Origin of the sequence: Hymenobacter lapidarius (genome assembly GCF_001816145.1) — a bacterium.
GTDB classification, from domain to species: Bacteria; Bacteroidota; Bacteroidia; order Cytophagales; family Hymenobacteraceae; genus Hymenobacter; species Hymenobacter lapidarius.
The window spans coordinates 43,776-68,100 of the sequence record NZ_MDZB01000067.1 but is presented as its reverse complement, the minus strand read 5'-3'; the positions used below and the strand labels follow the sequence as shown (position 1 = coordinate 68,100).

The 24,325-nt window shown below is 61.4% G+C and carries 22 protein-coding genes; 5 read left to right on the top strand and 17 right to left on the bottom strand.

Annotated features, from left to right (window positions below; genetic code table 11):
* Positions 1-293: 293 nt before the first annotated feature.
* On the top strand, positions 294-461 hold the full coding sequence (locus BEN47_RS21285; RefSeq protein ID WP_158010827.1) for a hypothetical protein: 168 nt from the start codon (positions 294-296) through the stop codon (positions 459-461).
* 87 nt (positions 462-548) lie between these two features.
* On the opposite strand, the gene BEN47_RS03615 is transcribed toward BEN47_RS21285, so the two are convergent.
* The 4 genes from BEN47_RS03615 to BEN47_RS03600 all read right to left on the bottom strand — a co-directional run bounded on the left by BEN47_RS03615 (position 549) and on the right by BEN47_RS03600 (position 5,379).
* Complete coding sequence (locus BEN47_RS03615) at positions 549-893, bottom strand: hypothetical protein (RefSeq protein WP_070725196.1); 345 nt, start codon at positions 891-893, stop codon at positions 549-551.
* 186 nt (positions 894-1,079) lie between these two features.
* Entirely contained in the window at positions 1,080-2,657 is a 1,578-nt protein-coding gene (locus BEN47_RS03610) for a DUF1501 domain-containing protein (RefSeq protein ID WP_070725194.1), read from the bottom strand.
* A 99-nt stretch (positions 2,658-2,756) separates the two neighbouring features.
* On the bottom strand, positions 2,757-4,268 hold the full coding sequence (locus tag BEN47_RS03605) for a DUF1800 domain-containing protein (RefSeq protein WP_262490374.1): 1,512 nt from the start codon (positions 4,266-4,268) through the stop codon (positions 2,757-2,759).
* A 454-nt stretch (positions 4,269-4,722) separates the two neighbouring features.
* Positions 4,723-5,379 (bottom strand): C40 family peptidase, encoded by a 657-nt coding sequence (locus tag BEN47_RS03600; protein WP_070725189.1) that lies wholly within the window; start codon positions 5,377-5,379, stop codon positions 4,723-4,725.
* A 370-nt stretch (positions 5,380-5,749) separates the two neighbouring features.
* Here BEN47_RS03600 and BEN47_RS03595 point away from each other — a divergent pair, with 370 nt between their 5' ends.
* Complete coding sequence (locus BEN47_RS03595; protein WP_070725187.1) at positions 5,750-6,112, top strand: eCIS core domain-containing protein; 363 nt, start codon at positions 5,750-5,752, stop codon at positions 6,110-6,112.
* Positions 6,113-6,346: 234 nt separating this feature from the next.
* A complete protein-coding gene (locus BEN47_RS03590) occupies positions 6,347-7,051 on the top strand; it encodes a hypothetical protein (protein WP_070725185.1) in 705 nt (234 codons plus the stop codon).
* A gap of 81 nt (positions 7,052-7,132) precedes the next feature.
* Here the strand turns inward: BEN47_RS03590 and BEN47_RS03585 are convergent, their stop codons facing one another.
* Both BEN47_RS03585 and BEN47_RS03580 read right to left on the bottom strand, forming a co-directional pair.
* Positions 7,133-8,059, bottom strand: coding sequence for an AraC family transcriptional regulator (locus BEN47_RS03585; protein WP_070725183.1), 927 nt, complete (start codon positions 8,057-8,059; stop codon positions 7,133-7,135).
* Between the two features lie 159 nt (positions 8,060-8,218).
* Positions 8,219-9,376, bottom strand: coding sequence for an acyl-CoA dehydrogenase family protein (locus BEN47_RS03580; RefSeq protein ID WP_070725179.1), 1,158 nt, complete (start codon positions 9,374-9,376; stop codon positions 8,219-8,221).
* Between the two features lie 191 nt (positions 9,377-9,567).
* Between BEN47_RS03580 and BEN47_RS03575 the strand changes: the two genes are divergently transcribed.
* Positions 9,568-9,930, top strand: a complete 363-nt coding sequence (locus BEN47_RS03575; RefSeq protein WP_070725178.1) for a DoxX family protein — start codon at positions 9,568-9,570, stop codon at positions 9,928-9,930.
* Between the two features lie 45 nt (positions 9,931-9,975).
* On the top strand, positions 9,976-10,560 hold the full coding sequence (locus BEN47_RS03570; RefSeq protein WP_070725176.1) for a hypothetical protein: 585 nt from the start codon (positions 9,976-9,978) through the stop codon (positions 10,558-10,560).
* Between the two features lie 39 nt (positions 10,561-10,599).
* On the opposite strand, the gene recJ is transcribed toward BEN47_RS03570, so the two are convergent.
* The 11 genes from recJ to BEN47_RS03510 form a co-directional block, all read right to left on the bottom strand.
* Positions 10,600-12,339, bottom strand: coding sequence for a single-stranded-DNA-specific exonuclease RecJ (recJ, locus tag BEN47_RS03565; protein WP_070725174.1), 1,740 nt, complete (start codon positions 12,337-12,339; stop codon positions 10,600-10,602).
* Positions 12,340-12,570: 231 nt separating this feature from the next.
* Positions 12,571-14,397: a tetratricopeptide repeat protein gene (locus BEN47_RS03560; protein ID WP_070725172.1), complete on the bottom strand. Its 1,827-nt coding sequence runs from the start codon at positions 14,395-14,397 to the stop codon at positions 12,571-12,573.
* 193 nt (positions 14,398-14,590) lie between these two features.
* Positions 14,591-16,717 carry a peptidylprolyl isomerase gene (locus tag BEN47_RS03555; RefSeq protein WP_070725170.1) on the bottom strand — a complete coding sequence of 709 codons (2,127 nt, stop codon included), beginning with the start codon at positions 16,715-16,717 and terminating at the stop codon, positions 14,591-14,593.
* A 235-nt stretch (positions 16,718-16,952) separates the two neighbouring features.
* A complete protein-coding gene (locus BEN47_RS03550) occupies positions 16,953-17,216 on the bottom strand; it encodes a hypothetical protein (protein ID WP_070725167.1) in 264 nt (87 codons plus the stop codon).
* A 61-nt stretch (positions 17,217-17,277) separates the two neighbouring features.
* Complete coding sequence (gene lptC, locus BEN47_RS03545) at positions 17,278-17,862, bottom strand: LPS export ABC transporter periplasmic protein LptC (protein ID WP_158010822.1); 585 nt, start codon at positions 17,860-17,862, stop codon at positions 17,278-17,280.
* A 28-nt stretch (positions 17,863-17,890) separates the two neighbouring features.
* Entirely contained in the window at positions 17,891-19,225 is a 1,335-nt protein-coding gene (gene bamG, locus BEN47_RS03540) for a BamG family beta-barrel-assembly machinery protein (RefSeq protein WP_125921473.1), read from the bottom strand.
* Positions 19,212-19,952, bottom strand: a complete 741-nt coding sequence (locus BEN47_RS03535) for a type III pantothenate kinase (RefSeq protein WP_070725163.1) — start codon at positions 19,950-19,952, stop codon at positions 19,212-19,214. The genes bamG and BEN47_RS03535 overlap by 14 nt, the downstream gene beginning before the upstream one ends.
* A 171-nt stretch (positions 19,953-20,123) precedes the next feature.
* Entirely contained in the window at positions 20,124-21,494 is a 1,371-nt protein-coding gene (locus BEN47_RS03530; protein WP_070725161.1) for a pseudouridine synthase, read from the bottom strand.
* A gap of 836 nt (positions 21,495-22,330) precedes the next feature.
* Entirely contained in the window at positions 22,331-22,714 is a 384-nt protein-coding gene (locus BEN47_RS03520; RefSeq protein WP_070725157.1) for a TraR/DksA family transcriptional regulator, read from the bottom strand.
* 185 nt (positions 22,715-22,899) lie between these two features.
* On the bottom strand, positions 22,900-23,376 hold the full coding sequence (gene ribH, locus BEN47_RS03515; RefSeq protein ID WP_035559585.1) for a 6,7-dimethyl-8-ribityllumazine synthase: 477 nt from the start codon (positions 23,374-23,376) through the stop codon (positions 22,900-22,902).
* A 125-nt stretch (positions 23,377-23,501) separates the two neighbouring features.
* A complete protein-coding gene (locus BEN47_RS03510; protein ID WP_125921472.1) occupies positions 23,502-24,275 on the bottom strand; it encodes a tetratricopeptide repeat protein in 774 nt (257 codons plus the stop codon).
* Positions 24,276-24,325 lie beyond the last annotated feature (50 nt).

Here is a 24,325-nt window from a genome sequence, read left to right as displayed (position 1 = left end):
GCCCCACCATTCGCACGTGTCTGGGCAGCTCCCGCATGCTGCCAGCTTTTGCGCTCTTACGGTCCAGCCCACGCTACGAAGCCGTTGACATGCGGGTTTCCACTGAACGCTGGCCCGGCTCGTGGCATTTTACCGGCCTTAAGACCGTGTGCGAGGTAAGCTGGGAGCGCGCAGCCGGCCTCACAATAAAGCATTGTGAACCAGAAGAAAAAAGATGGCGTCACACCACTTCCGGGGCTTGTGGGGCAGCTCATTGGGGGGCTCTCACTGCCACCAGGCTCGTCGTCCCAGCTATGCACCTTGCCATTCCCGACCCCGAAAACAATTTTGAGGAGGAGCCCGACCCGGACCCCGAAGATGAAAACGAGGCCGACCAAAACCCCAGCTCCATTACCACGCGGTCGGTGCCGGACAGCAGCCCTCGCTTCGTAGATGGCACCATCAACCCGCCCTTTCCATGAGCACAGCCCAACCCCAGCCAAAACAAGAAAAGGCCGCTTCCTACCTAGAAGCGGCCTTTTCTTGTTTTGGCTGCTAAGTCTGAAGGCCTACTTGTCGCCTTTTCCCTTTGCAGAATCCTTCGAGCTTGCGTCTTTATTGGTGGCAAGCTGGCGCTTGTTCTCGCTCACATCGTGCGCTTCACCCTCGCTCTCGCTGTTCATCTCGCGGCCAATCAGCACAATGGCCACGGTGGCCAGGGCGGCGACGCCTAATACCATTTGGGTGGGAGTAAACCGTTGCGCGGCTTTGCGCAGCAGGGTTCCACCGTTTTTCAGCAGGTCGTCCATGTGCTCGTGGTTGCCTTGTACCAACACACGGTAAGCGCTTTCGAAAGTACGCGCCAGGTCTTCGGGCATGATTTTTTCGAGCTGCTGTTCAATTTTGGAGTCCATAAAAAAGGTAATGAAAGAAGGAAGGGAAAAGATGCAAGGCAGTAGCCTTGAGAATAGCTGTACGCAAAAGCGTCTTTCCGGGCTGCCTTTTTTCTCACATTAGTACGGAAACCCTGCCGCGCACCTAGCAAGAAGCTCCCTTACCGGCAGCCGATACTGTTGCTTTCCTACTGGTAATCAGCCTCCTTATTCAATCACCACTATCCGCGAGCCGCTGCGCTGGGCCTCGCGCACCTGGCAGTAGTAGGCACCGGCGGCCAGGCCGCTCAGGTCTAGGGGCAGCAGCTGCGCGCCGCGGGGCAGCACGCGGTCCACGGCCCGGCGCACCTCGCGGCCCAGCGTGTCTAGCAGCACTACCTGCACGTGTCCCCCGGCGCTTTCGTAGGCCACGGTGGTGCGGCCCTCGCGGGCTACGGGGTTGGGATACACCGTAAAGTCGGCCACTTCCACGGCCTTGGTCGTGGCCAGCAGGGCATTGGGCCGCAGCACCGGCACGTAGGGGAAGCTGCGCCCGAACAGCTGCGCCAGCGTGGCCGGCGCCACCTGGAACCAGTCCTGCAGGATGCTGGTGTAGATGCTGCGGAAGTCGTGCTGCATGGCCACGTTGTCGTTCACGCCCGCGTTGGCGGGCAGCGTGGGGTTGGCCCCGTGCACCATGGGATTTACCCGGGTGCCGAATACGAGCAGTGGTGCGGCCGCGCCGTGGTCGGTGCCGTTGCCGGCATTGGCCCGAATGCGGCGGCCAAATTCCGAGAACGTGAGTCCCACCACCCGGTCCTGTATTGCCAGCCGGCGCAGGTCGTCCTGAAAGGCATTCACGGCTTCGGCAATCTTGCCCAGCAGCGTGGCGTGCGTGCCGGTGGTGGTGCTGCCCGTGGCGGGCACCTGCAGGGTATGGGTATCGAAACCGCCCAGGTTGCATACGTAGATGCGGGTGCCCAGGCCCCCGGCCACCAGCTGGGCCACAATCTTGAGCTGGTCGGCCAGCGAATTCTGGCCCGCCGTGGGGTACAGCGGCGAAAGGTTCTGGGCGCGGCGTGCGGCCTCCTGAATGGTAGTGGTGTACACCTGCGTCTGGCTCACCACCTGCCGGATAAAGGTGAGCTCGTGCCCGGCCGGGGTGTTGGGGGCAGCGTCTACCCCACCGCTCAGCAGCTGGTAAAAAGACGACGTGCTGGCAATGGCCATGCCCATGTTCACGGCGGGGCCCTGCACGCAGTTACTCACCACCGAGCCGATGCTGATGGCCAGCGGGTCGGGGTTCTGGGTGCTGGGGTAGCCCGTTGGGAAGCCCGGAAACTCACTGTTGAGGTAGCGGCCGGCCCAGCCCGTGGTCAGGTTCACGTTAGAATCCGAACCAGAGGTCCAGATATCGGTGGCCCGGAAGTGCGAGAAGTTGGGGCTAGGGTAGCCCACGCTCTGCACCACGCCCATCTGGCCGTTCTGGTAGAGGTTGCGCAGCGCCGCCATGGCCGGGTGGATACCCGTGGCCGCCGTGAGGGGCAGCACCGCCGCCTGCGGCAGGGCCAGGTTGGGCCGCGCCGCCATCAGGGCCGGATACTGGTCCAGGGGGATAATCATGTTCAGGCCATCATTGCCGCCCTGCAGCTGAATGATTACCAATACTTTGTCCGACTGCGTGGCGGCGTTGGTGAGGGCGGCCAGCTCCGGCGAGTAGCCATAGGCCCCAATGGGCAGGCCGCTCAAAAAGGCCGTACCCGCCGTGGCGGCCGCCGTGGTTTGCAAAAATTCGCGACGCTTCATGATTAAGCTGTTAGCTGATGGGGCTGGCTCCGGGCCGGCAACCGCGATTGACGAATGGGTAACTTGAAGGCCAACAGCTGGTAGCTGCTGGGCAACAGCTTAGGAAAGATGGTACTCGGCCAGCCCCATCAAGGCACGCAGCATGGCTTGCAGCTTGGTGTTCACGGCCGCCCGTTTGGCGGTATTGGTGGGAGCCGCTTGGTAATCCTGCCACTCCACGGTCCACTCAAAGTCGGGCAGGCCCGGCAGTAGCGCCGATTTCAGAAAACCCACTTGATTGACGGTGAGCGGGATGGGCAGCATCAGCCGCACAAACTCGGCAATGAGCTGGTTGCAGTCCGAGGCCGTGGTGGCCGGAAACGACTGCACCAACGCCACCGGGTCAATCACAATTTTTGCCCCGTTGCGGGTGTAGCCGTTGGCAATGAAGAGGTCCGTCACCTGGTTCCGGCGCGGCAGCGTCACGGCGTTTATCCACAGCTCGTGGTACTGCGGGGTTTGGTAGTAGGCCCCCCAGCCCGCCACGTTGGGCGGGTCGCCCAGGGACTGCTGCTGCAGGTTCACCACCCCGTTGAGGTAGTTCCACATGCCGTACTGCGCCACGGTGCTGCTGGCGGGCGGGAACACCAGCTGCATCTGCCGGCACAGGCCCACCGAAAAGTCCAGCGGGCTTTTGATGAGGCAGCCCACATTGGCCTCGTCAAAGAAATGCTCCGAGCTGAAGAGCTTGCGCAGCACCGGCGCCACCTCAAAATTGCTTTGCACCAGCAGCGTGGCCAACGGCTGAATAATATCCGCTTCTACCTGCGCATCAATCACATAGTAAACAAACCAGCGGTACAGCTTGCGCACAATAAACCGCGCCGTTTCGGCCTGCTGGAATATCAGGTTGATGAGGTTCTGGTACTCGGTAGCGGCACTGCCCGCGATGCTGGCGTTGCCAAACGCGGCCGAAAACACCTTGGTCGTGTTATCGTGCCGGCTTGCCGTGAAGTAGCTGCCCACTGGCGCGCCCTGGTCGCGCCAGCCCGTGAGCACGCGGGCGGCCGCCTGCACGTCGGCTTCGGTGTAGTGGGTGTAGTTGCCGGGCCCAATGAGCGGCCCCTTGCCCACCGTAAAAAGCTCGAGCAGCTCGCGGCCGTAGTTCTCGTTGGGGTTGCCGGCCGTGCTCTGGTTGCCGTTGAGGTAGCGGAGCATGGCTGGGGTTACCGTCACGTCTTTGCTCAGCTGCCGGAAGTTGCCCAGGGCGTGCTGGCGCAGCAGCCGGCAGTATTCGTAGCCCATGCGGGCGTCGTTGATATCGTTGAGTTCAACTACGAAGTGGTTGTGCCAGAAAAGGGTCATCTTCTCCACCAACGACGTTTCGGGGCCCAGCAGCTGCCCCAGCCACCAGTCGCGCAGCGAAGTGCGCCGCACGCCCTCCACGGTCTGGTCGAAGGGCTGGGTTGTCCACGTCTGACCGATGGGCACGCTGGTGTCGGCGGTGGCCACGTTCAGGGGCGGCGCCGGGGCGGGCGGGGCCGTGAGCAGGCCGTCGAGCACCGTGGTGAGCGTGGCGCCGGCCGCCGTTAGAATCTGCGGGCGGGTGGGGCCAAATAGGGTGCGGCGCAGCAGGTGCGCTGCCTGGCCGTAGCCCCACGGGCCGGCGTAGGGCGCCAGCGTGCTCGTGGCGCGCGAGAGCCCCCGTAGGCAGCTTGCGGTTGGCGTAGCGGCTGATGGTTTCGGGGGGGGTCCTGCTGCGGCGCCAGCACGGCGGGGCCTGCGGCGGCTGGCGCCGCCCCGGCCGCCACCGGCGACGTAAGGACGGCCGCGTTTCGTTGGAGGAAATGTCTACGGTTCATATACGCACGCAAAAAGGCCGAAATTGGCTCTAAATATAGATGAAACAAACCGGGTTATTCAATCTATATTTCAGCCGTTTAGCATTGACTTCAAAGTTGAAGCAAGGTTTAATTCGGCTATCTATATTTTTCGGCCGGCGTTCGATGGGCGGCGGCTACAACAAAAAAGCGCCCGGCCGCTGGGGCCGGGCGCTTCGCCTCGTCTCAAAGAGCCGTAACGGCGCTTAGTTTTCCGTGGCTTCCTCGGTGGCGCGCACGCGGCCGGCGGCGTAGAAATTGCGCTGGTAGTAGGCCTGCTTCAGGGAGCTTATCATCACGCCGCCGTTGGTGGCCGAGTGGGCAAACTTGCCGCCCTTCAGGTAGATGCCCACGTGGTAAATCGGGCCCTTGCCGCGACGGAAGAACACCAAGTCCCCGGTTTTCATCTCGCTCTTGGCAATGTGCTTGGTGGTGGTGAACATGGACCGCGACGAGCGCTGCAGGGTCACGCCGTAAACTTCACGAAATACGCGGGTTACAAACCCCGAGCAATCGGTGCCGCGACGCGAGTTGTTGCCGTAGCGGTAGGGCGTGCCAATCCAGTCGGTCACGGTGCGCAGCAGGTCCTTGTTTTCGTTGAAAGCCAAGTCCAGGCCCAGAGTTTGCTCGTAGTAGTGGTAGGCCAGCGAGTCGCGGGAAGCGGCCAGCTCTTCGGCCGTGGGGCCTGCGGGCTCCGCGACTGGGTCTTTGGCAGGGGCCGGCACTATGCTGGGTACAGTGGCTACGGGGGCGCTCGTGGTCAGGTCCGGAAACAACGATGCTTCGGCTACGGTGGGCGCCACAGAGGCACGGGCCGTAATCGAAGCATTGGGGGCTTGTTCGAAGAAGAAGGAGAGCGCCATAGAGGCAGCGGCGAGGCAATACAGAATGCTATGTTTCATTGTCCGTCGTGGAGGTGGGGCAAAAATCCGGGTTCCTGGCAAGGTTAAGGAAGAGCCGGGCAGTGGGTTTCTTAGGCGATAGGCGAGGCTGAAAGCAGCCAAGTAACGGGGTGAGAAAAAGGGTTGTATGTGCTAATTCATATTATCTATGACGTCGCTTATTAGGTAAAGCTAAACCATAGAATTGGTTACCCAACCATTTTTACCCTGAAAAAGCTAAAAGTTCTTTATTTAAGTCAATTAAATATTATTATAGTAGTAGATAAGCTCACAACCGTAAGCCCTTCTTTATCGTATCAATCCGCTCAAAATTTCTCTCTACCTTGGCGCCATGCAAAACCTTCGTACCTGGACTTCTTCCCCCCTTGCCCGCATCGCCTGCCGGGTGCTGGGGAGCCAGCGGGTGGCCATGGTCATTGGCCAGACGGTGCACCTGAGTGGCACCACGCGGGAAGAGTTTCTGGCCGATGCCGAGTGGGTGGCGCACGAGCTGGTGCACATCCGCCAGTTTAGGGAGCACGGCCTCGTGCCTTTTCTCTGGAAATACTTGGTCGAATCGGCCCGCGTGGGCTACTACCACAACAAATACGAGGTGGAAGCCCGCGAAGAAGCCCGCCGCGTGGCACTCGCCACCCCCGGCCACGTGCTGCGGCCGCTGCCCCTGCATTCCCAGCCCAAAAGCCCACCGCTGTAGCCGGCGTCCCGGCTTCTCCCAAACTCAGAATCCGTTGGAATTGGCAGGAGCCTGGCGCCACTGGCCCGCGCTCTGCCAGCCCGCGCCCGGCCCCTATAAAATTGGGGCTGGCGTTTAAAATATTGAGGGCTAGCGCAACTTATGGAAAGGAACTTACGAATAAAAGCATCTGCAGCCTTGCAATAAGAAGCTGCTCTTTCCTTTCTTTCTCACCTTCACTTCCTTTCTATTACTATGAATAACCAAGAAAACCAGCCTGGCTCCTCCATGCCCGGCGACGACGCTCGCAACCAAAACGCAGGTGCTTCTACTGGCAGCGCAGGCGGAGCCCGCAAAGGCGGCGCAGCCGCTGGGCAGGCACGCGGAGCCAGCAGCCAAAGTACTACGGCCAGCACCGACCGCGAGCCAAGTGACCAGAATGCCATAACCAACAGCAGCAGCCAGAACGAAGGCGCAGAACAGCAAGGCAACAAGATGCTCGATACCGCCATCGAAAGCGGCAAGAAATGGATTGAGGATTCGGGCGTGCTCAACGGCGTGAACGACCTGCCCCAGACCGTTAAGGACTGGAGCTCGCGGGCAGCCAGCCGCGTGGGCGACCTCACCACCACCCAGAAGATTGTGGGCGGCGCCCTGCTCGCCGTGGGCATTGGCTACTTGGCCACCCGCAAAAACAGCGGCAAAGAAGACAAGCCAAAGTCGCGCTACGGCCGCCAGAGCGGCAGCAGCTACGGCCGCAGCTCCGGCTACCAGGCTCCGGACGCCTCCAACAGCCGGCGCACCAGCGTGGGCAGCGGCCGCTCCGATAGCGGCTCGGCCTACGGCAATAGCAGCACCGGCTCGGGCTTTGGCTCTACCACGCCGGGCAGCGATGCCAGCGCACGGACTTCGGAAAGCAGCTACCGTTCCAAAAACGATGACTTCCGCAGCGTTGAGTAAGCAGTTGCTTATTGAATTTGCGTAAATAAAAAGCCCCGCTTCGTGACCGAAGCGGGGCTTTTTATTGGGTAGCCGGAAGGACTAAATGTTCATGGCCGACTCGCGGCGGCGCATCTTGCCGGCCGGTATGCCGAACATCATCTTGAAGCGGCGGCAGAAGTAGGCGGTGTCTTTGTAGCCCACTTCCTTGCCAATGTCGCGGATGCTTTTCTTGGTGGTGCGCAGCAGGAACACGGCGCGCTCCATGCGCTGGTATTCGATGTAATCCTGCGGGTTGATGTTGGTCAGCATTTTGAAGTACTGGCCCACGTAATCTTCGCTCACGTTGGCCACGCCGCTCAGTACCTTGTTGCTAAGGTCACCGCCCAGGTTCTCCTTGATGTAGTTGAACAGGTCGATGAGGCGCGGGTCTTTGAAGTAGGTGCTGTTGGTGGCCAACTGCTCCACAAACATGTTGTTGCGCAGCACGTAGCGCACTACTTCCACCACAATGTTCTCGGTGTAGATGTTGATGAGGCGCTCGCGGCCCGGCAGGTCCTGAATGCTCTCCTCCACCACCTTCACCACCAAGTTGGCCAGCTTCTGCTGCCCGCTGATGAGGAAAGCCGGCACGTCGAGCGACGCGAAGAAGTTGACGGAGTCAAATACCTTGGCTTCGAAGCTCACGAAGGTGTGGCTTTCCTCGTCGTCGCCGATGAGGTCGAGGTTGTCGTTGGAATGAAAAAACTTGTCCTTGTTGGTAATGAGGTCGTCGTTCGAAATCAGCCGGTTTTTCAGGTCAACCCCGTAGCTCACGCGGGTGGGGCGGCCGCCGGGAATGAACAGCATGTCGCCCTCTTCCACCACCATTTCATCCTCGCCGAAAGTGAGGCGGCCTTTGTGCAGCAGAATTAGATTATTACCAACATCGTAGGAGTTGCGCACGGTGAAGGGCTGGTGCAAGACCAGGTTTTTCGCTTTGATGTAGCGAACGCCCAATGACTCGATGACTTTATTGTAATCTTCCATAATTTAGATGGCCAGAACAGCCGGCGAAGGGAAGCGGATAGGATAACAGGATGGCTACCGCAGTGCAATATAACAGGTTGAAATTCACAAAAACTAAAAACCCAGCCATTTAGTGGCTGGGTTTTGTGCAATGAATCTGAATTTTAGGCAATTCGGCCCTTACTTGAGGATTTCCCGCGAAATCACAATTTTCTGAATTTCAGAAGTACCCTCGTAAATCTGGGTAATCTTGGCGTCGCGCATGAAGCGTTCCACGTGGTATTCCTTCACGAAGCCGTAGCCGCCGTGAATCTGCACGGCCTCCACGGCCGAGTCCATGGCCACTTTCGAGGCGAAGAGCTTGGCCATGGCCCCGGACTTGGCGTAGTCGTCGTGGTTGTCTTTATCGGCGGCGGCTTGCAGGCACAGCATGCGGGCCGCGTCCACGTTGGTGGCCATGTCGGCCAGCTTAAACTGGATGGCCTGGTGCTTGGCGATTTCCACGCCGAAGGCTTTGCGCTCCTTGGCGTACTTCAAGCTCAGCTCCAGCGAGCCGGAGGCAATGCCCAGGGCCTGCGCGGCGATGCCGATGCGGCCGCCAGCCAGCACCTGCATGGCGAACTTAAAGCCGAAGCCGTCGGCGCCGATGCGGTTCTCCTTGGGCACCTTCACGTCGGTGAACATCAGCGAGCAGGTGTCGGAGCCGCGGATGCCGAGCTTGTTCTCTTTGGGGCCCTGGATGAAGCCGGGCATGTCCTTGTCCACAATCAGCACGTTGATGCCGCGCGACTTCAGCTCGGGGTTGGTTTGGGCAATGACGAGGTACACCGAGGCAGTGGTGCCGTTGGTAATCCAGTTTTTGGTGCCGTTCAGCAGGTAATGGTCGCCCATGTCCTCGGCGGTGGTGCGCTGGCTGGTGGCGTCAGAGCCAGCTTCGGGCTCGCTCAGGGCGAAGGCGCCGATGATTTCGCCCGAGCACAGGCGGGGCAGGTACTTCTGCTTTTGCTCTTCGGTGCCGTAATGCTCCAATCCCCAGCACACCAGCGAATTGTTCACGCTCATGATGACCGAGCACGAAGCGTCCACTTTGCTGATTTCTTCCATCGCCAGCACGTAGCTCACGGTGTCGAGGCCGCTGCCGCCGTACTCGGGGCTTACCATCATGCCCATAAAGCCCAGCTCGCCCATTTTCTTAACTTGCTCGGTGGGGAACTTCTGGTGGTCGTCGCGCTCGATGACTCCGGCCCAGAGTTCCTGGGCAAACTCGCGAGCGGCGTCGCGCACAGCCAGCTGCTCTTCGGTCAATTGATAAATGTTAGTGGAAGTGGCGGTTTGCATGGACGGGGTGGGAAAATGGATTGATAAAACAAAAGTACGCCCGCCGCGGGCGGTGGGCAAGGTGTGCTCATTCGAGTTCCAATACGGTGCACAACAACCCAACGGGCAGAATTCTTTCCCGGCGGCGGCTATTTTTTGCCGGCCCTCCGCGCTGCTAGCTTTACACCCCGCCCTCTATTCGTCGCTTCCTTATGTCGTTGCCGCTCCTCAGCCGCCTTGTGCTGGCCGCCGTTTTTACGCTGGCCGGCATCTGGCATTTCCTGCATCCGGCTACTTACCTAGCCATTATGCCGCCGCAGCTGCCGCAGCCGCTGGCCCTGGTGTACGTGAGCGGAGTATTTGAAATCCTGGGCGGGCTGGGGCTGTTGCCCGCCCGCACCCGGCGCTGGGCGGGCTGGGGCCTGCTGGCGCTGCTGGTGGCTGTGTTTCCGGCCAATGTCTACATGGCCCTAGTTCACGAAAAGCTGGGCATTCCGGGCTGGATGGCCTGGGGCCGGCTGCCCCTGCAGCTGCCACTCATGTGGTGGGTGTGGCGGGCGAGCCGCCAACGCTGACGCGACTATATCTTGCGGACACTTTTCTACCACCTTTTCATTTTCATGAATAAAAATCGTTTCGCCAGCCAGTTGCTGTGCCTGGTTAGCGTAGGCACCACCTGCTTCGCCCAAGCCCAAAATACTACCACAACCGCCGACCGGCCAACCACTTCCCTGGGCGTTTACAGCCTGCCGGGCACCCCTTCAGAATCAGCCCGCTACGCCGTAGCGCACGACTCGCTCACCCGACTGGTCAATACGGCCTACGCCAATGCGGAAACCCTGATGACCTCCTTTAGTGAAGCACAGAGCAGTTTCGGTAGCATTCACCGCCGGATAAAGAGCTTCAGCGATACGCAATTGAAGCAACTCGTCAAGCGGGAAGTAGTGAAGCAGCGATTCGGAATAGAGCTGAGAAAGGTGGTGTACTACGACCCCAAAGGCCGCAAATTCCTGACCGAGCGCTACGAAAACCACCAGCTTATCCGGCTCGCCCTCAAGCAACACCAGGAACCGTATAATGCCCCTGCCGCCACGTGGGTGTTTGTGCGCGGCAATTACCTGAAGCGCACCAGCAACCGCGCCTTCAACAGCGGCAAGGGCCGCAAGACCAGCTACTTCTTTAACCCCCTTCCCGCCACCAAGTAGCCCGACCAGAAATGGCCCGGCTTTTTATGGCACCCGTACCTACTCCCAGCGCACGTCCAGCAGGCGCAGCTGCACGCTACGCTGGCCGCGGTACTCGTTCAGCTCCACCGTGTAGCAGGCGCTGAAGGGCTGGCCCTGCTCGATTTCGGGCAGGTAGTCGGCCAGGCCGAAGCCGATGGCATCCACGGCCGGGCCCTGGGCATCGGCCGAGGCCAAGCGGAGCTTGAGGTGGCCCTGGCCCACCACGCGGGCGCTGTTGGGCACGGCCAGCAGACGTTTTGAGGCGAATACCGGGTTGGGGTTGCCGGGGCCGAAAGGCTCCATGCGGCGCAGCTCAGTAAAAAACTCCTCGTTTATCCGGCTCAAGGGCAGTACCGCCGCTATTTCCACCGGGCGCACCAGGTGCTCGGTGGTAAGTGTTTTGGCCACTATCTCCTCAAAACAGCGCTGGAAAGCGGGTACGTTTTCTACCTTCAGGGTGAGGCCGGCCGCCGCGCGGTGCCCACCAAACTGGTCGAGCAGGGAGGAGCAGGACTCCAGGGCTTCGTGCACATCGAACCCGGCCACCGAGCGGGCCGAGCCCGTGGCCTTGCCATCGCGCTGGGTGAGGATGACGGTGGGGCGGTAGTACTGGTCGAGGCAGCGCGAGGCCACAATGCCCAGCACGCCTTGGTGCCAGTCGGCCTTGTAGAGCACGGTGGCGCGGGCGTTTTGCAGCGTGGTGCTGCCGGCAATCATATCCAGGGCTTCCTGGGTGGTGTGCTGGTCGGAGCCGCGGCGCTGCTGGTTCATCTGGTCCACCACTTCGGCGGTGTAGCGCGCTTCCTGCTGGTCGGGAGCCAGCAGCATGGCCACGGCCCGGCGGGCGTCGCCCATGCGGCCGGCGGCGTTGATGCGCGGCGCAAAGCCGAATATGAGGCTGCTGATGCCCAAGGGGCCCTCGCGCAGGGTGGCCAGCTCGCGCAGCGCGGCCAGGCCGGGGCGCAGCAGCTCCGCGTCTTCGTTGAAGCGCTTCAGGCCGTGGGCCGCCAGAATGCGGTTTTCGCCGGTGATGGGTACAATGTCGGCCGCAATGCTGACCGTGGCCAGGTCCAGCAGGTCGTGCAGCGGGGCCTCGGGCAGACCCAGGTGCTCGCCCAGGGCCTGCATCAGCTTGAAGCCCACGCCGCAGCCCGACAGCTCTTTGTAGGGGTACTCGCAGTCGGCCCGCTTGGGGTCGAGCACGGCCACCGCAGCGGGCAGCTCCTCACCGGGCAGGTGGTGGTCGCAGATGATGAAATCGACGCCTTGGCTGGTGGCGTAGGCCACCTGCTCCACGGCCTTGATGCCACAGTCGAGCGCCACAATGAGGGTGAAGCCGTTAGTGGCCGCAAAATCAATGGCTTTCTGGGAAATGCCGTAGCCCTCGGTGTAGCGGTCGGGGATGTAGTCGCGCAGCCGCTCCACGCCGAAGAGCGGCGTGAGGTAGCTCATCACCGTGGCCACGGAGGTGATGCCGTCCACGTCGTAGTCGCCCAGTACCATCACCTTTTCGCCCGCGCTGAGGGCGTGGCTGAGGCGGGCCACGGCTTGCTCCATGCCACGCATCAGCAGCGGGTTGGGCAGCTGGCGCAGGTCGGGATTGAAGAAGGCGGCGGCGGCTTCGGGCGTGTCAATGCCGCGCTGCACCAGCAGGGCGGCTATCTCGGGGGCAATGAATAAGGCCTGGGTGAGGCGGTGAACCGGTTGAGGGTCTGAGTCGGGGATAAAATTCCAGCGCTTACTAGCGGATATGGGCATTTGATACGTCGTAGAAATGGCCCCAAAAGTACGACCAAACCCCTCCCCCACGCCAGCCGGCTTATCTTTGGACCCGGCTCTCCCGCTGCCGTTTTCTATGCACAAGCTCCAGGAATTTTACCGCAAATACCGCCAGTACATCCTCTCCGATGGCTTGATGTACGGAGTATTTATCCTGGCGCTGGCCCTGATGTTCGTGTTTTTCGGGTAGGAACGCGCCTTGGTGCGTTCCTACACCCCGTCGCCGCGCAGCTTGCGGAAGCGCTTGCGGGCTTCGGCCACGTAAATGCTGCCGGGGTATTTGGTAATTACCTGGTTGTAGAGCTCCTGGGCCTTGGTTTTGTCCTTCACGTCCTCTTCCTGAATGCGGGCGAGCAGAAACAGCGCGTCGTCGCTCAGCACGTCGTATTTGGGGTTGCCGGTGATGCGCTCCAGCGTAGCAATGGCGCCGGGGAAGTCGCCGGTGCGCCGCTGCATCTGGGCTTTGAGGTAGTAGGTATCGTCGGAGAGCGAATGGCCGGGGAACTTGTCCAGCAGCGCATCCAGGCCCATGATGGCCTCTTTAATCTTATTCTGGAACACCAGCTGCTCCACGGCGGCGTAGGCGCGCAGGCCCAGGCCCAGCGTGTCTTCCACGGTGTTGTCCTGAATGAGCAGCGAAAGCTGCATGGCGTCGTTGGCAATTTCGCGGGTGGTGGCCTCCTTCAGAATATCGAGGTGACTTTGGGCCAGCTTAAAATCGCCGGCGTAGTAGCTCAGGCGGGCATTGCGCAGCTTGGCTTCGTAGCCCAGCGGCGAGTCTTTGTGGGACTTTTCTACCTGCGAATACAACAAGGTGGCCTCCCAGGGCTCGGCCTTCAGCAGGTACAGGTCGCCCTGGGTCACCTTGGCCTCGTCCACCACGTCGCTACTCACGCGGGGCATGTCAATAACCTCTTGCAACAGGGCCATGGCCTTGGCGCGGTCATTCAGCTGGAAAGCGTGCAGGTTGGCCAGGTTGCGGAGCACAGGGGCCGTTTCGGGCGTGCGACCCAATTCGGCCAGGAGTTGCTCATAGTCGGCCACTAGGGCGCGCACCTTGGCGGCATCCACGGGATAGGTTTCGCGCACCTGGGCCTCGCGCACTTGCAGGAGGCGCTGCCGGGCGGCGTTGCCGTAGGGGCCGCCGCGGTATTCTTTGGCCACGTAAGCATAGCCCTCAATGGCGCTTTCGTAGTCCTTGTTTTGCTGGGCAATGCTGGCCAGCTCCATCACGCGTATGCCTTCGCCGCGACTGCGGCGGTCTAGGGCCCGCGCCTGCACCAGGGCCCCGCCAAAATCCTTGCGCTGCACCTGCAGCCACAGCAGCAGCTCGCTGTAGGACGCCTGCTCGGGGTGCTGCTGCACGGCGGCCAGCAGCAGCTTTTCCAGCGCATCAAAGTCCTTTTCCTCGCGCAGAGCGTTCTGCAGCATGTTGCGCACAAAGGGCAGCTGCTTTTCATCCTGCGCCACTAGGCGCAGGGTTTCGGCCAATACCTGGGGCTGGTTCTGGCTCTGGGTGTAGAGCTGAATCAGCTGCGGAGCGTACTCGGAGTCGTTTTTGGCCAGGACGCGACCGCGCAGATAGGTGCGCTCGGCCCACTGGGGCAGCTCGCGGCGGCCAAATTCGACGGCTACCGGCAGCACCTGCGGGGGCGTGAGCTGGGCCAGCACTTTTTGCCATTGCTTTTCGGCGGCGGGGGCATCGCCGGCGGCGGCGTACACTCCCCCCAGCGCCACGCCCATGCCCGCATCTTCCGGCCGCAGCTTCACGGCTTTCCTGGCTAGCTTTTCGGCTTCCTTGTGGCGCTTCAAGGCCTGCAGCGACGCGAGGTAGACGGGAAATACCGCCAGGCTGGTCTGCTCCTCAACTGATAGCCGCTCAAACAGAAACACCACTTTCTCGTGCTCGCCGCGGCGGGCGTAGTCGTTGGCCAGGGCGGTACCGCTCACGGGTGCCCAGCCCTTGGGGGGCGCCTGGGCGTGCACTGGCATGGCCAGCAACAAAGAGAACGCCACTGCTAGGGAATGCGAACGCATAGCGGGTATTGAGTAGTCAGTATTCAACAAAGAGCCGTGAGGCTAGGGCTTGAACGCTGGCGTTGCGGCCGTTCGTTCAACGTACAACCGGCCTGCGTAGTGCACTTGTTTGCGCGGCATTTGCAAAGTCGCTGAGAACGGAAAAGGGCCGCCCCCGAAGGTACGGCCCTTTTCAAACGAAGGGATTGACTTCCTAGAAAAACTTCGTGCGGTTGTCTTTCACGTTGGCGTGGGCCTTGATGGCCTCGTAAATCTTGCCGTCCTGCTGCTGGGCACGCTGCTGCGCGAGCTGCGTCTGCAGGGCTTTCAGGTCGGCGGCAGGCGCCTGGGGCGCGGCCACGTTCACGGGCTCAATCACCAGCACGCCTTGCTCGCCCTGGATGGCGGCCGACTTCTGGCCGGGCTTCAAACCGAAGGCTTTGCCCACGGCCAACGGCTCGAAGCCGATGCTGGGGAAGTTGCCCTGGCCGAGAACGATGTCAGTAGAAGTACCTACCTGAGCGGTAGAACCGTACTTGGCGGCCATTTCTTCCAAAGTGCCGGTTTTCGGCAGCTTGGCCATAATCTGTTTGGCCTTCTCCTCGTTGCGCACCATAGCCGACAGCTCGGGCTTCAGGTTGGCCACGCTGGCGGTGCCTTTGGCACGCTGGTCGGTGAGGGCAGCAATTACGTACTGGTCGCCCATCTCGTACACTTCCGAAACGTCGCCAACTTTGGTGTCGTCGCCGGTTTGGTTGAAGCCGAAGGCCCAACGCACCAGCTCGCGCGCGTTCTGCAGGTTGTTGACGCTGCGCGCGGCGCGGTCCAGGTTTTTGGCTTCCTGCCGCACCAGGGTCTTGTCCTTGGTCGACAGGGCCCGGAAGCTTTCCAGGTTGGTGGCTTCGCCTTTCAGCTGCTGGGCTTTGGCATAAGCCACCTCGCGGGTAGCGTCGCTGGGCACAATGGTTTTCTTCACCTCGGCTACTTGGTAGGTCTGCTTGGTGGGAGCCGCCGTTATCTTGATGACGTGGTAGCCAAACGAAGTTTCTACTACGTTGGGGAGCAGGCCGGTAGCACCAGCGCCAAAAATGGCTTTTTCGAACTCGGGTACCATGCGGCCCTGGCCGAACCAGCCCAGGTCGCCGCCCTGGTCCTTGGTGCCATCCGTACCGAACTGACGGGCCATGGCGCCAAAATCAGCCCCGGCTTTGATTTTGCTCAGGATGTCCTGCGCCTTGGCTTTCGCGGCGGCTTTGGCTTCGGGCGTTGCGCCATCGGCCTTGATGAGGATGTGGCTGGCGCGAGCAGCCGACTGCGTGCCGGTACCCACGGCGCTCACTTTATAAAGCGAGTAGGTGCCGTTTTCGGCGAAAGGACCGTAGATGCGGCCCTGGGTCAGGGGCAGCTGCTTGCGCAGCTCTTCGGGCAGGTCGGCGGGGCTGCGGAGGGCCTTGTTATAGGGCTGCTCCGAGTTAGCAGTCACAAACAGCGAGTCTACCGGAGCCGAAGCAAACTGGGTGGCCAGCTCGGCAATGGTGGTCTTTACGCTGGTGCTGTCCTCTTTCGACGCCAGCACCGGTATGGCTACGTACTCCACCGAGCGGCCGTCTTCTACTCGGTACTTGCTCTGGTTCTTGTCGAGGTAGGCCTGCAGCTGCGCGTCGGTCACTTTCACGGCCGAGTCGGAGATGCTGGCGTAAGGCACAAACAGGTACTTCACCGTGGCCTTGGTATTCTGCATCGTGTTGTAGCGCTTGGCTTCGGCCGTGGTCACGTACACCGAGTTTTTCAGCAGGGCGTTGTACTTGTTGGCGAGGCGCTCGGCGGGCAGGTTGGCTTCAAAGTTCTGCCAGGCGGCCTGATTTTCGGGGGGCAGCTTGTCGAGGTTTTTCAGGTACTCAATCAGCCGTGCCTTGTCGAACTGGCCCGTCTGCTGGTCGGTGAAGGCCTGCTTGATGCCGGGGTTGATGTTGTCGCCCTGCACCATGTCCACCAATTCGTCGTCTGACACGGTCAGGCCCAGCTTCTCCCACTCCGGCTGAAACGCCAGGCGGTAGATGGTCTGGTTCCAGGCCTGGTCGCGCAGATAGCCCAGGGCCTGGTCGTCGGGCTGGCGCTGCTGCTGCGTGATGAAGGCCTGCTTGGCCTGCTCCAGCGAGTTGTTATATTCGTCGAGCTCCACCTTCTGGCCGGCTACCTCGCCCACCACAGTTTGGTTGCGGTTAAAGAGGCGGCTGTTGCCGCCCACTAGGTCGCCGCCCACAATAAAGAGCACCATGCCTACCGCCACGAGGCCGACTGCCACGCCTGATTTTTCTCGAATCGTGTTAATTAAAGCCATTTACTGGGTATCCGTTATTGAGTATCCGTTGTCAGGGCCGGGCAGCGGTTCAGCCTAAACTGACAACTGGCAACCGACAACCGTTGTAGGTGGTCAAAAGAGGCGCAAAATAACCAGAATTTGACCGGCAATCAAAGTTTTACCTGATTTTAAGTACCGAAGCCGGCTGGTAAAACCGCTGGGGTCTGCCTGGTTGCGGCCACGGGCGGGGGGCGGGGGGCGCGCTCAGCCGCGTCTAGCGGCGCTTTTTAGTTGATTTGGCCGGCGTTCTGGCTTGGGCCTTCTTCGCCAATTTTGCTTGTTCCTCGGCCACTTTCGCGGCCAGCCGCTCCTGCTGCCGCCAGTACAGCAGCGGCAGCCAGCAGAACATCGAAATCATGAAAATCCAGTAGTTACGGGCGATGTCGTTGTACAGAATGGTCTCGTACACGCCGATAACAAACGAGACCACGCCCAAGGCGAAAAGCACGGTGCGCAGGAGGGATTTGTCGAAAGTCATGGGGCTGAGGGGTTGGGGCAATAAGCGGATTACCGCCGAAGAAAGTGCCGGCCTGGGTGCGCTATTTCACCGGCTGCGGCGCGGGCGCGGCCTGGATGGCCGGCGCTGCAAATACGCCCTTGGGGTCGATGATGCCGTAGCGGGAGAAGTCCTGGTTGGCCGTCAGGCCGTAGCCGGTCAGCAGCTCGGTGGGCGTGGTGACTTTCACGTACATGGCCGAGTCGGTGTAAATGAGCTGCTTGTTCTGGTCAAAGAACAGCTCTTCGGTATCCAGGCGCTGGGCCTGCGGCACGTTCACCACCTCCACCTGGCCGCGCATGGTGTAGATGTTGGTGGCCTTGTCCGACTTGCCGTACTTCGCCGTGAGGGTGTTCACCACGTTCCGCTTGCCATCCGACGAATAGAATATCACCTTCACGCCCTTGGGGTAAATCACATTCCCGTTTTCGAACTGTTGCTGCAACGGGGCGGTCAGCTGGAATTTCAGCTTGGCCGAGTCGCTGAATAGCGTCTTCACGTTGGTGGTTTCCGTGAGCGGGCCGTTGTAGACCAGCTTGGGGCCGGTCGCGGTTTTTTTTTCGCAGCCGGCCAGGGCCAGCAATGCCACCACCAGTGCGCTTCCGGCCAGTTGTCTGAAATCGTGCAAGGTGCTGAAGCTGGTTAAACCCGGTGGACTACTGCAAGCGCCGCTTGATGAACCAGCGGTTGTTGAGCGTGACGCCCAGCTGCCCGCGGATGTAGGTTTCCTGCACGTTGCTGCTGCCGGTGGCCGCATTCAGGATGTCGGTGTTGCCGCGCACGCCGTAGGTGAAACCCAGGCTGAACGTAGTAGCCTCCAGTGCCGTAGCCGTGGGCAGCGGGAACGCAAAGCCCCAGCTCACGGCCCGGTCATACAGCATTTTGCCGCCGGGCTGGTAGGGCAGTTGGGCCACGTTCAGGCCGGCCCGGTACGTCACGCGCTGGAAGTAATGGTCCACCGAACCCGGGTCGGGCGTGATTTCGCCGCCTAGGCCCACGCGCATCGTATTATTTAGCGGTACGCCTTCCGAGCCGAAGGAATTGAATTTCGACCACTGCTGCTGCGAAGCATCGAGGTTGAGGCTCCAGTTCTTGTCGTTGTCGAAGCTGACGCCGACCTGGGCCAGCGCGGGCACATAGGTGCTGCCGCGTTCGTCGCTCACCGTGGTGGGCGTGCTAATCAGGCCCCCCGAGCTATTTTCCTGCTCCTGCGTGATGGTCTTCTGCCCGTTGAGGTTGTGGCCAAAGCCGTACACGCCGGCCACGTTCATGTTGAGGGTCTTGCCCACTTTGCGGCGGTAGTGCACGCCGGTGCGGAAGGCAAAGTCTGAGTAGCGCGTGTGCGACCGGTTCACGGCGTTCACCAGCGTGTCGACGCGGTTATTAATCTGCACCGTGGAGCCGCTGGTTTCGTCGATAACGCCGAACACGTAGGAGGCGGTAAAGCCCGCCGTCAGGCCCTTGGCCAGGCGAATGCCCTGGCCTAGGTACGCCTCCGAAATACCGCCTTCGCCCTTCGATTGAGTGAAAACCCGGGTAGGCACCGGCGTACCGGCCACGTCCTGGATGCCGTTGGTTTCGTAGTCCACGGCGGTCAGGGACTTCAGGCCCACGGCGGCGCCCCAGCGGGTGCTCAGCGGCACCGATAGCGCGAGGTAGCCTAGGTTGCCGCTGCCGCTCTGGTTGGACGCTCTGGCATTTTTAATGGTTTTATACTGCCCGTTGAAGCCGGCTTCGAACGTGGTTCGGCCGGTGTAGTACAGCAGCGCCGGGTTCAATTCGTTCACGTTCGTAGCGTTGGGTGCCGCCAGGCCCACACCGCCCATGCCCATCTGGCGTACACCGCCGGTGTTGGGAGTGAATTCGCCCAGGCCGATGCGCGAGTAGGGCGAATTGCCCAAGCCTTGCGCCTGCACGCCACCCATTGCAACTACTACGCCCGCCACCACCAAGCCCAAACGCAGGCAACCCATCTCTTTATTTGACAACATGATAAGCTAAAATCCGATTAAGGCCGAGCAGCACCAGCTCAGGCACCACAAAGATACGAGCCGGGAGCCGGGCCGCTAGAAAAGCAGCATCGCCTCCCGTCAGCAACACCCCGAGGCCGGGATAGAGTTGCTGATACTGAGCAATAAACTCCCTGATTTCGGCCACCATGCCGTTCACCACGCCGCTCAGCAGGCTTCCCGTAGTGGAGTCGCCCACGAGCGGAATCGTTGCATCGGCGGCGGGCCGCTCCAGCAACGGCAGCCGCCCCGTAAACGTGTGCAACGCCCGAAAGCGCATGCTCAGGCCCGGCGCAATGCTGCCGCCGTGGTAGGTCTCATCGGCCGTGACTACGTCAAACTTTAAAGCCGTGCCCGCGTCGATGATGAGCGTGGGCCGCCCCGGCCGCAGCCCGGCCGCTCCTACTGCTGCCGCCAGCCGGTCGGCGCCCAGGGTGTGGGGCGTGGCGTAGGCGTTGCGCAGCGGGACGGCCGTAGTGGCCGGCGAAAACGTCAGGATTTCCCCCGGCACCAGTTTTCGCAGCTCGTCGGCCCGCAAAGCCGCATCTTCCGCCACGGAGGCCACGATGACGTGCGCCGGCTGCCACCGCCGCACGAGCGCCAGCACGTCGGCGGCCGGGAGGCCCGCCTGCATCTCGCGGAGCAACGAGCCCTCAAAGCAGCCGGTTTTCACCGCGGTATTGCCAATGTCGAGAGCGAGGGTACGCAAATATTTTTTTTTACAAAGGTGAGATAAAAGAAGAACGTCATGCTGAGCGAGCCGAAGCATCTCTACCGGGTAAGTAATCCTGATGAATGGATTTACTATTGCAGTAGAGATGCTTCGACTTCGCTCAGCATGACGTTCTTTTTGAGTTCTTCCAAACTCATTTTATACTGGCTACAGGAAGTACTTCATCCGAATAACCTCCTGCTCGCTCAGGAAGCGCCACTTGCCGCGGGGCAAGTCCTTTTTGGTGAGGCCGGCGTACTGCACGCGGTCCAGGGCCACCACTTCGTAGCCGAGGTGCTCAAAAATGCGGCGCACAATGCGGTTGCGGCCAATGTGGATTTCGATGCCCACGAAGTGCGGGTTGCCGGCCACTACGGCCACGTCGTCTACCACGGCTTTGCCGTCTTCCAGCTCGATGCCGGCGGCAATCTGGCGCAGGTCCTCTTCGGCCAGGGGCTGGCTCAGCTCAACCTGGTAAATTTTCTTGTTTTTGTGCGAAGGGTGCGACAGTTTTTGGGCTACTTCGCCGTCGTTGGTGAAGAGCAGCAGGCCCGTGGTGTTGCGGTCGAGCCGGCCCACAGGGAAAATCCGCTCCTTCGAGGCGCTGGCCACCAGCTCCATTACCGTGCGGCGGCCTTCGGGGTCTTCCGTGGTGGTGATGAAGTCCTTGGGCTTGTTCAGCAGCACATACACCGACTTCTCGCGGTTGAGGTTGGTCTTGCCGTACTGCACGGTGTCTTCGGGCTGCACTTTGTAGCCCATTTCCGTCACCACTTCGCCGTTTACCTTGATTTCACCAGCAGCAATCAGCGTATCGGCCTCGCGACGCGAGCAGATGCCGGCGTTGGCGATGTAGCGGTTCAGGCGCAGCTCGTCGGTGCCGAAATCTTCCTCTTCCTCGCGGCGGCGCTTGTTGCCGCGGGTTTTGTCGTTTTCGTAGTGCTTCAGGTTTTTGTAATCAGGCGCCTCACCGGGACGCTCGCCAAAGCGGGGCTTGTCGGCGCGGTTTTCCTGCACGGCCGGGCGGGCGGCGCGGGGCTTGTCGGCGCTGGCGCCGTAGCCGGTGCCCGAGCGGCGCACGCCGCGCTCCTGCGCCTTCAGGGCCTCGCGGCGCTCGGCAAAGCTGCCGGGCGCGGGCGCCCACTTCTCGGTGCTGCGCTTCTCGTAGGCACCGGGGCGTTCGCCGGTGCTGCGGCTGGCGCCGAAGGTGGTGTTCTCGCGCTTGCCAAATGCCCCGGGCGTAAACTTCCGGCCAAACGCGGCTTCGTCGCCGCGGCGGTCGGCATCGCTGCCCCCGGCAAAGTCGGGGCGCCGCTCGCTGCGCTCCTCGCGGGGCTGCGGCGGGTTGGCCTCAAAAGGACGGGCCGACCGGATGGGCCGGTTCGGGCCGCGCTCCTCGCTGCGCTGGAAATCTTCCGGCTCGCGGGGCGTGCTCCGGCCAAAGCTGCCGCTGTTGCGGGGCGCGCTGGTTTCGGGCTGCTCGTTGGGGTTGCTTTTCTCAAACTTGCGGTTGCGCTCGCCGGGCTGGCCGCGGGGCACGGCCTTCTCGCCGTCGCGGCGGTAGGGCTGGCCGCTCCAGTTTTCTTTGGCCTGGTACGGACGGATAGGACGGGCATCGGGCGATGCCGGGCTACGCTGCTCGCCACGGTCATTGCCGAAGCCACCACGCTCGCCGCGGTCGTTGCCACGCTCGGGGCGCTCGGCCGTGCGGCCGTAGCTGGTGCCGGTGCGCTGCTCCTTGCCCAGGCGCGGGGCGCTCGGGGGCGGTCGCCGCCGGGGCGGAAGCCACCGGGCTCGCGCTGGCTGTATTCCTTATTGCCGCCGAAGCTCTTACCACTAAAGCCGCTGCCGCCTTCGCGGTTGCCACCGCCATAGCTGCTGCCGTAGGGGCGCTTCTCGCCGTCGCCGGAATTGCTGCGGCCACCACCGAAGGCGCCGTTGGTAGGGCGGCCAAAGGCGCCATTGGTGGCCGGACGGCCATTGCCGGGGCGGGCCGCGGAGTAGCCGCCGCGGTCACGGTCGCCGCCGCGGTCGTTACCACGGTCACGGTCGCCGCCGCGGCCTGCGGGGCCACCGGGGCTCGAACGCTCGTTTTTGTTGCCGCCGAAGCCTCCGGGGCCGCCTGCGTTGCGGCCGCCGCGACGGTCCGACTTATCGTCTGAAAAATGTTTCTTGCCCATGGCTTGAAGAGGTGCTTGCCGTATCGCTACGGTATGATGAAAAACGTGGTTGTCGGAGTTGAATTCTCAGCTGCTGACCGGATAAAGCCCCCAGTAGCCGAAATGATTCACTTAAGATAAAAGCAAAAGCCCGAACCTGCCAGCCGGCCGCCGCAGCGCCGGCCCACAGATTCGGGCCTCTAGCCTTCGCGAGGACTAGTCGCGACGCGCCATTTTGGCTTCGATGGAGTGCTGGGTGTGGGGCACGGCCCGCAGGCGCTCCTTCGGAATAAGCTTGCCCGTGCCGATGCACACGCCGTAGGTGCCGTTTTTGATGCGAACCTGGGCGTTTTCGAGCTGCTGAATGAACTTCATCTGGCGCGAGGCCAGCTGGTTCATGCTTTCCTTTTCGGCGGTGTCGGCGCCGTCCTCCAGCACTTTGGCCGAAGACGCGGTGGTGTCGGTGCCGGAATCGTTGCTGCGGGTCAGGGTTTCCTTGATGAACGCCAACTCTTTGCGGGCCGCCGTCAGTTTATCCTGAATAATCTGGTCGAACTCGCTCAGGTCTTCCCGGGAATAGCGGATGTTTTCTTCGTTCATCGAAAGGGTAAATAGTAATTATGAAATTGAAAAGGAAGCGCCATTCGGCAATGGAGCGGCAACATCGCCAGCTGCTAAATGGTTTGGGAGCACTTGTATGCGCCTGCCGCCTCAATTTAAAGCATTTGCGGGCTTGTTTTTGCGGCTGCAAAGTTAGGGATTTAGGGCCGCTTTTCCTTCGAATGCTAAAAACCTAACATTTGGATGGCCGCCACGGCGGCTTCCACACCCTTGTTGCCGTGCTTGCCGCCGGCGCGGTCCCAGGCTTGCTCCAGGGTATTGGTGGTCACGAGACCAAAAATGACGGGTTTGTTGAACTTCAGCCCTACCTGGGTAATGCCCTGGGCCACGGCGTGGCAGATGTAGTCGTCGTGCTTAGTCTCGCCCTGAATGACGACGCCGAGGCAAATCACGGCGTCCATTTCGTCGTGCTGCGCCAGGAACTGGGCGCCCAGCGTTAGCTCGAAGCTGCCGGGCACAGTGTTGCGGTAGATGTTGTCGGCGGTGGCGCCGTGCTTGAGCAGGGTGTCGTAGGCGCCGGCGCTCAGCACGTCGGTAATCTCGCGGTTCCAGTCGGCCACCACCAGCCCGAAGCGCTTCTCGCTGATGTCGATGAAAGTAGAGGCGTCGTAGTCGCTGAGGTTTTGAAGGGAAGTAGCCATGGGAGTGGGGTTAAAAGCAGTCATCCTGAGTGCGGCGGCGGACCTTGGCACAATGGAACGGGTTGCGTTCTGGTGCGGTAAGGTCCTTCGCTGCGCTCAGGATGACAAGTAGAGGGACTGGTTGGTTATTTGGCGCCTTCCAGCTTAGCCTTGAACTGGCGGGCTTCCGCTACCTCCTGGGCCGTTGGGAATTCGTTGATGATGCGGTCGTAGGCTTTAATGGCGCCTTCGTTATCGTTGGCCAGCTCGCGGGCCGTGCCTTCCTTCAGCAGGTAGCCGGGCGAGAAGTACTCGTTGGCGTTGTGGTCGGCAGCTTTGGCGTAGAGGTCGGCGGCTTCCTTGGATTTGTTCATCTCCAATTGGGCGTCGCCCATCAGGGCGTAGGCGCGGCTCTGCACCAGGTAGTCGTCGGAGCTGAAGTCTTCGAGGTAATCGAGGGCTTCTTTGAACTTGCCCTGCTTCAGCGAGGCCACGCCGGCGTAGAAGTTGGCGAGGTTACCGGCTTTGGTGCTGCCGTACTCGTTGGCCACGGTGGTCAGGCCGGGGGCCTTGCCGTCGCCCTTGATGGCTTTGCTGAGCGAGTCGGCTTCCCAGTTGTTCACGGCGCGGAACATGGTGGCCTGTGCTTTCTCGTTCTGCGTGGTGCGCCAGTAGTAAAAGCCGAAAGCTCCCACCACCGCCAGCACCACCACCGCCAAAATGCCCAGGAGCACGTTGCGGTTGTTGCGCACGAAGTCTTCCGACTCCACCAAGCGGGCGGCCAAGGCGTCCGGGTCTTCGAGCAGCGGGTTTTCCGGTGCCAGGTTTTCGGCGGGCGCCAGCGGGTCGGCCGAAACGTCCTGAACGGGTTGCCCCTGGCGGGCCTGCTGGCTTTTGCCAGTAAATGGAATCTTCGACATAGTTAAGAAGCTGCTAGCTATTAGCTGTCAGCTGCTAGCTTTTTATGGGG

Bases quoted from the DNA above. Each gene is read 5' to 3' on its own strand.
- BEN47_RS21285 (WP_158010827.1), top strand. From the start codon at position 294: ATGCACCTTGCCATTCCCGACCCCGAAAACAATTTTGAGGAGGAGCCC.
- BEN47_RS03615 (WP_070725196.1), bottom strand. From the start codon at position 893: ATGGACTCCAAAATTGAACAGCAGCTCGAAAAAATCATGCCCGAAGAC.
- BEN47_RS03610 (WP_070725194.1), bottom strand. From the start codon at position 2,657: ATGAAGCGTCGCGAATTTTTGCAAACCACGGCGGCCGCCACGGCGGGT.
- BEN47_RS03600 (WP_070725189.1), bottom strand. From the start codon at position 5,379: ATGGCGCTCTCCTTCTTCTTCGAACAAGCCCCCAATGCTTCGATTACG.
- BEN47_RS03595 (WP_070725187.1), top strand. From the start codon at position 5,750: ATGCAAAACCTTCGTACCTGGACTTCTTCCCCCCTTGCCCGCATCGCC.
- BEN47_RS03590 (WP_070725185.1), top strand. From the start codon at position 6,347: ATGAATAACCAAGAAAACCAGCCTGGCTCCTCCATGCCCGGCGACGAC.
- BEN47_RS03585 (WP_070725183.1), bottom strand. From the start codon at position 8,059: ATGGAAGATTACAATAAAGTCATCGAGTCATTGGGCGTTCGCTACATC.
- BEN47_RS03580 (WP_070725179.1), bottom strand. From the start codon at position 9,376: ATGCAAACCGCCACTTCCACTAACATTTATCAATTGACCGAAGAGCAG.
- BEN47_RS03575 (WP_070725178.1), top strand. From the start codon at position 9,568: ATGTCGTTGCCGCTCCTCAGCCGCCTTGTGCTGGCCGCCGTTTTTACG.
- BEN47_RS03570 (WP_070725176.1), top strand. From the start codon at position 9,976: ATGAATAAAAATCGTTTCGCCAGCCAGTTGCTGTGCCTGGTTAGCGTA.
- recJ (WP_070725174.1), bottom strand. From the start codon at position 12,339: ATGCCCATATCCGCTAGTAAGCGCTGGAATTTTATCCCCGACTCAGAC.
- BEN47_RS03560 (WP_070725172.1), bottom strand. From the start codon at position 14,397: ATGCGTTCGCATTCCCTAGCAGTGGCGTTCTCTTTGTTGCTGGCCATG.
- BEN47_RS03555 (WP_070725170.1), bottom strand. From the start codon at position 16,717: ATGGCTTTAATTAACACGATTCGAGAAAAATCAGGCGTGGCAGTCGGC.
- BEN47_RS03550 (WP_070725167.1), bottom strand. From the start codon at position 17,216: ATGACTTTCGACAAATCCCTCCTGCGCACCGTGCTTTTCGCCTTGGGC.
- bamG (WP_125921473.1), bottom strand. From the start codon at position 19,225: ATGTTGTCAAATAAAGAGATGGGTTGCCTGCGTTTGGGCTTGGTGGTG.
- BEN47_RS03520 (WP_070725157.1), bottom strand. From the start codon at position 22,714: ATGAACGAAGAAAACATCCGCTATTCCCGGGAAGACCTGAGCGAGTTC.
- ribH (WP_035559585.1), bottom strand. From the start codon at position 23,376: ATGGCTACTTCCCTTCAAAACCTCAGCGACTACGACGCCTCTACTTTC.
- BEN47_RS03510 (WP_125921472.1), bottom strand. From the start codon at position 24,275: ATGTCGAAGATTCCATTTACTGGCAAAAGCCAGCAGGCCCGCCAGGGG.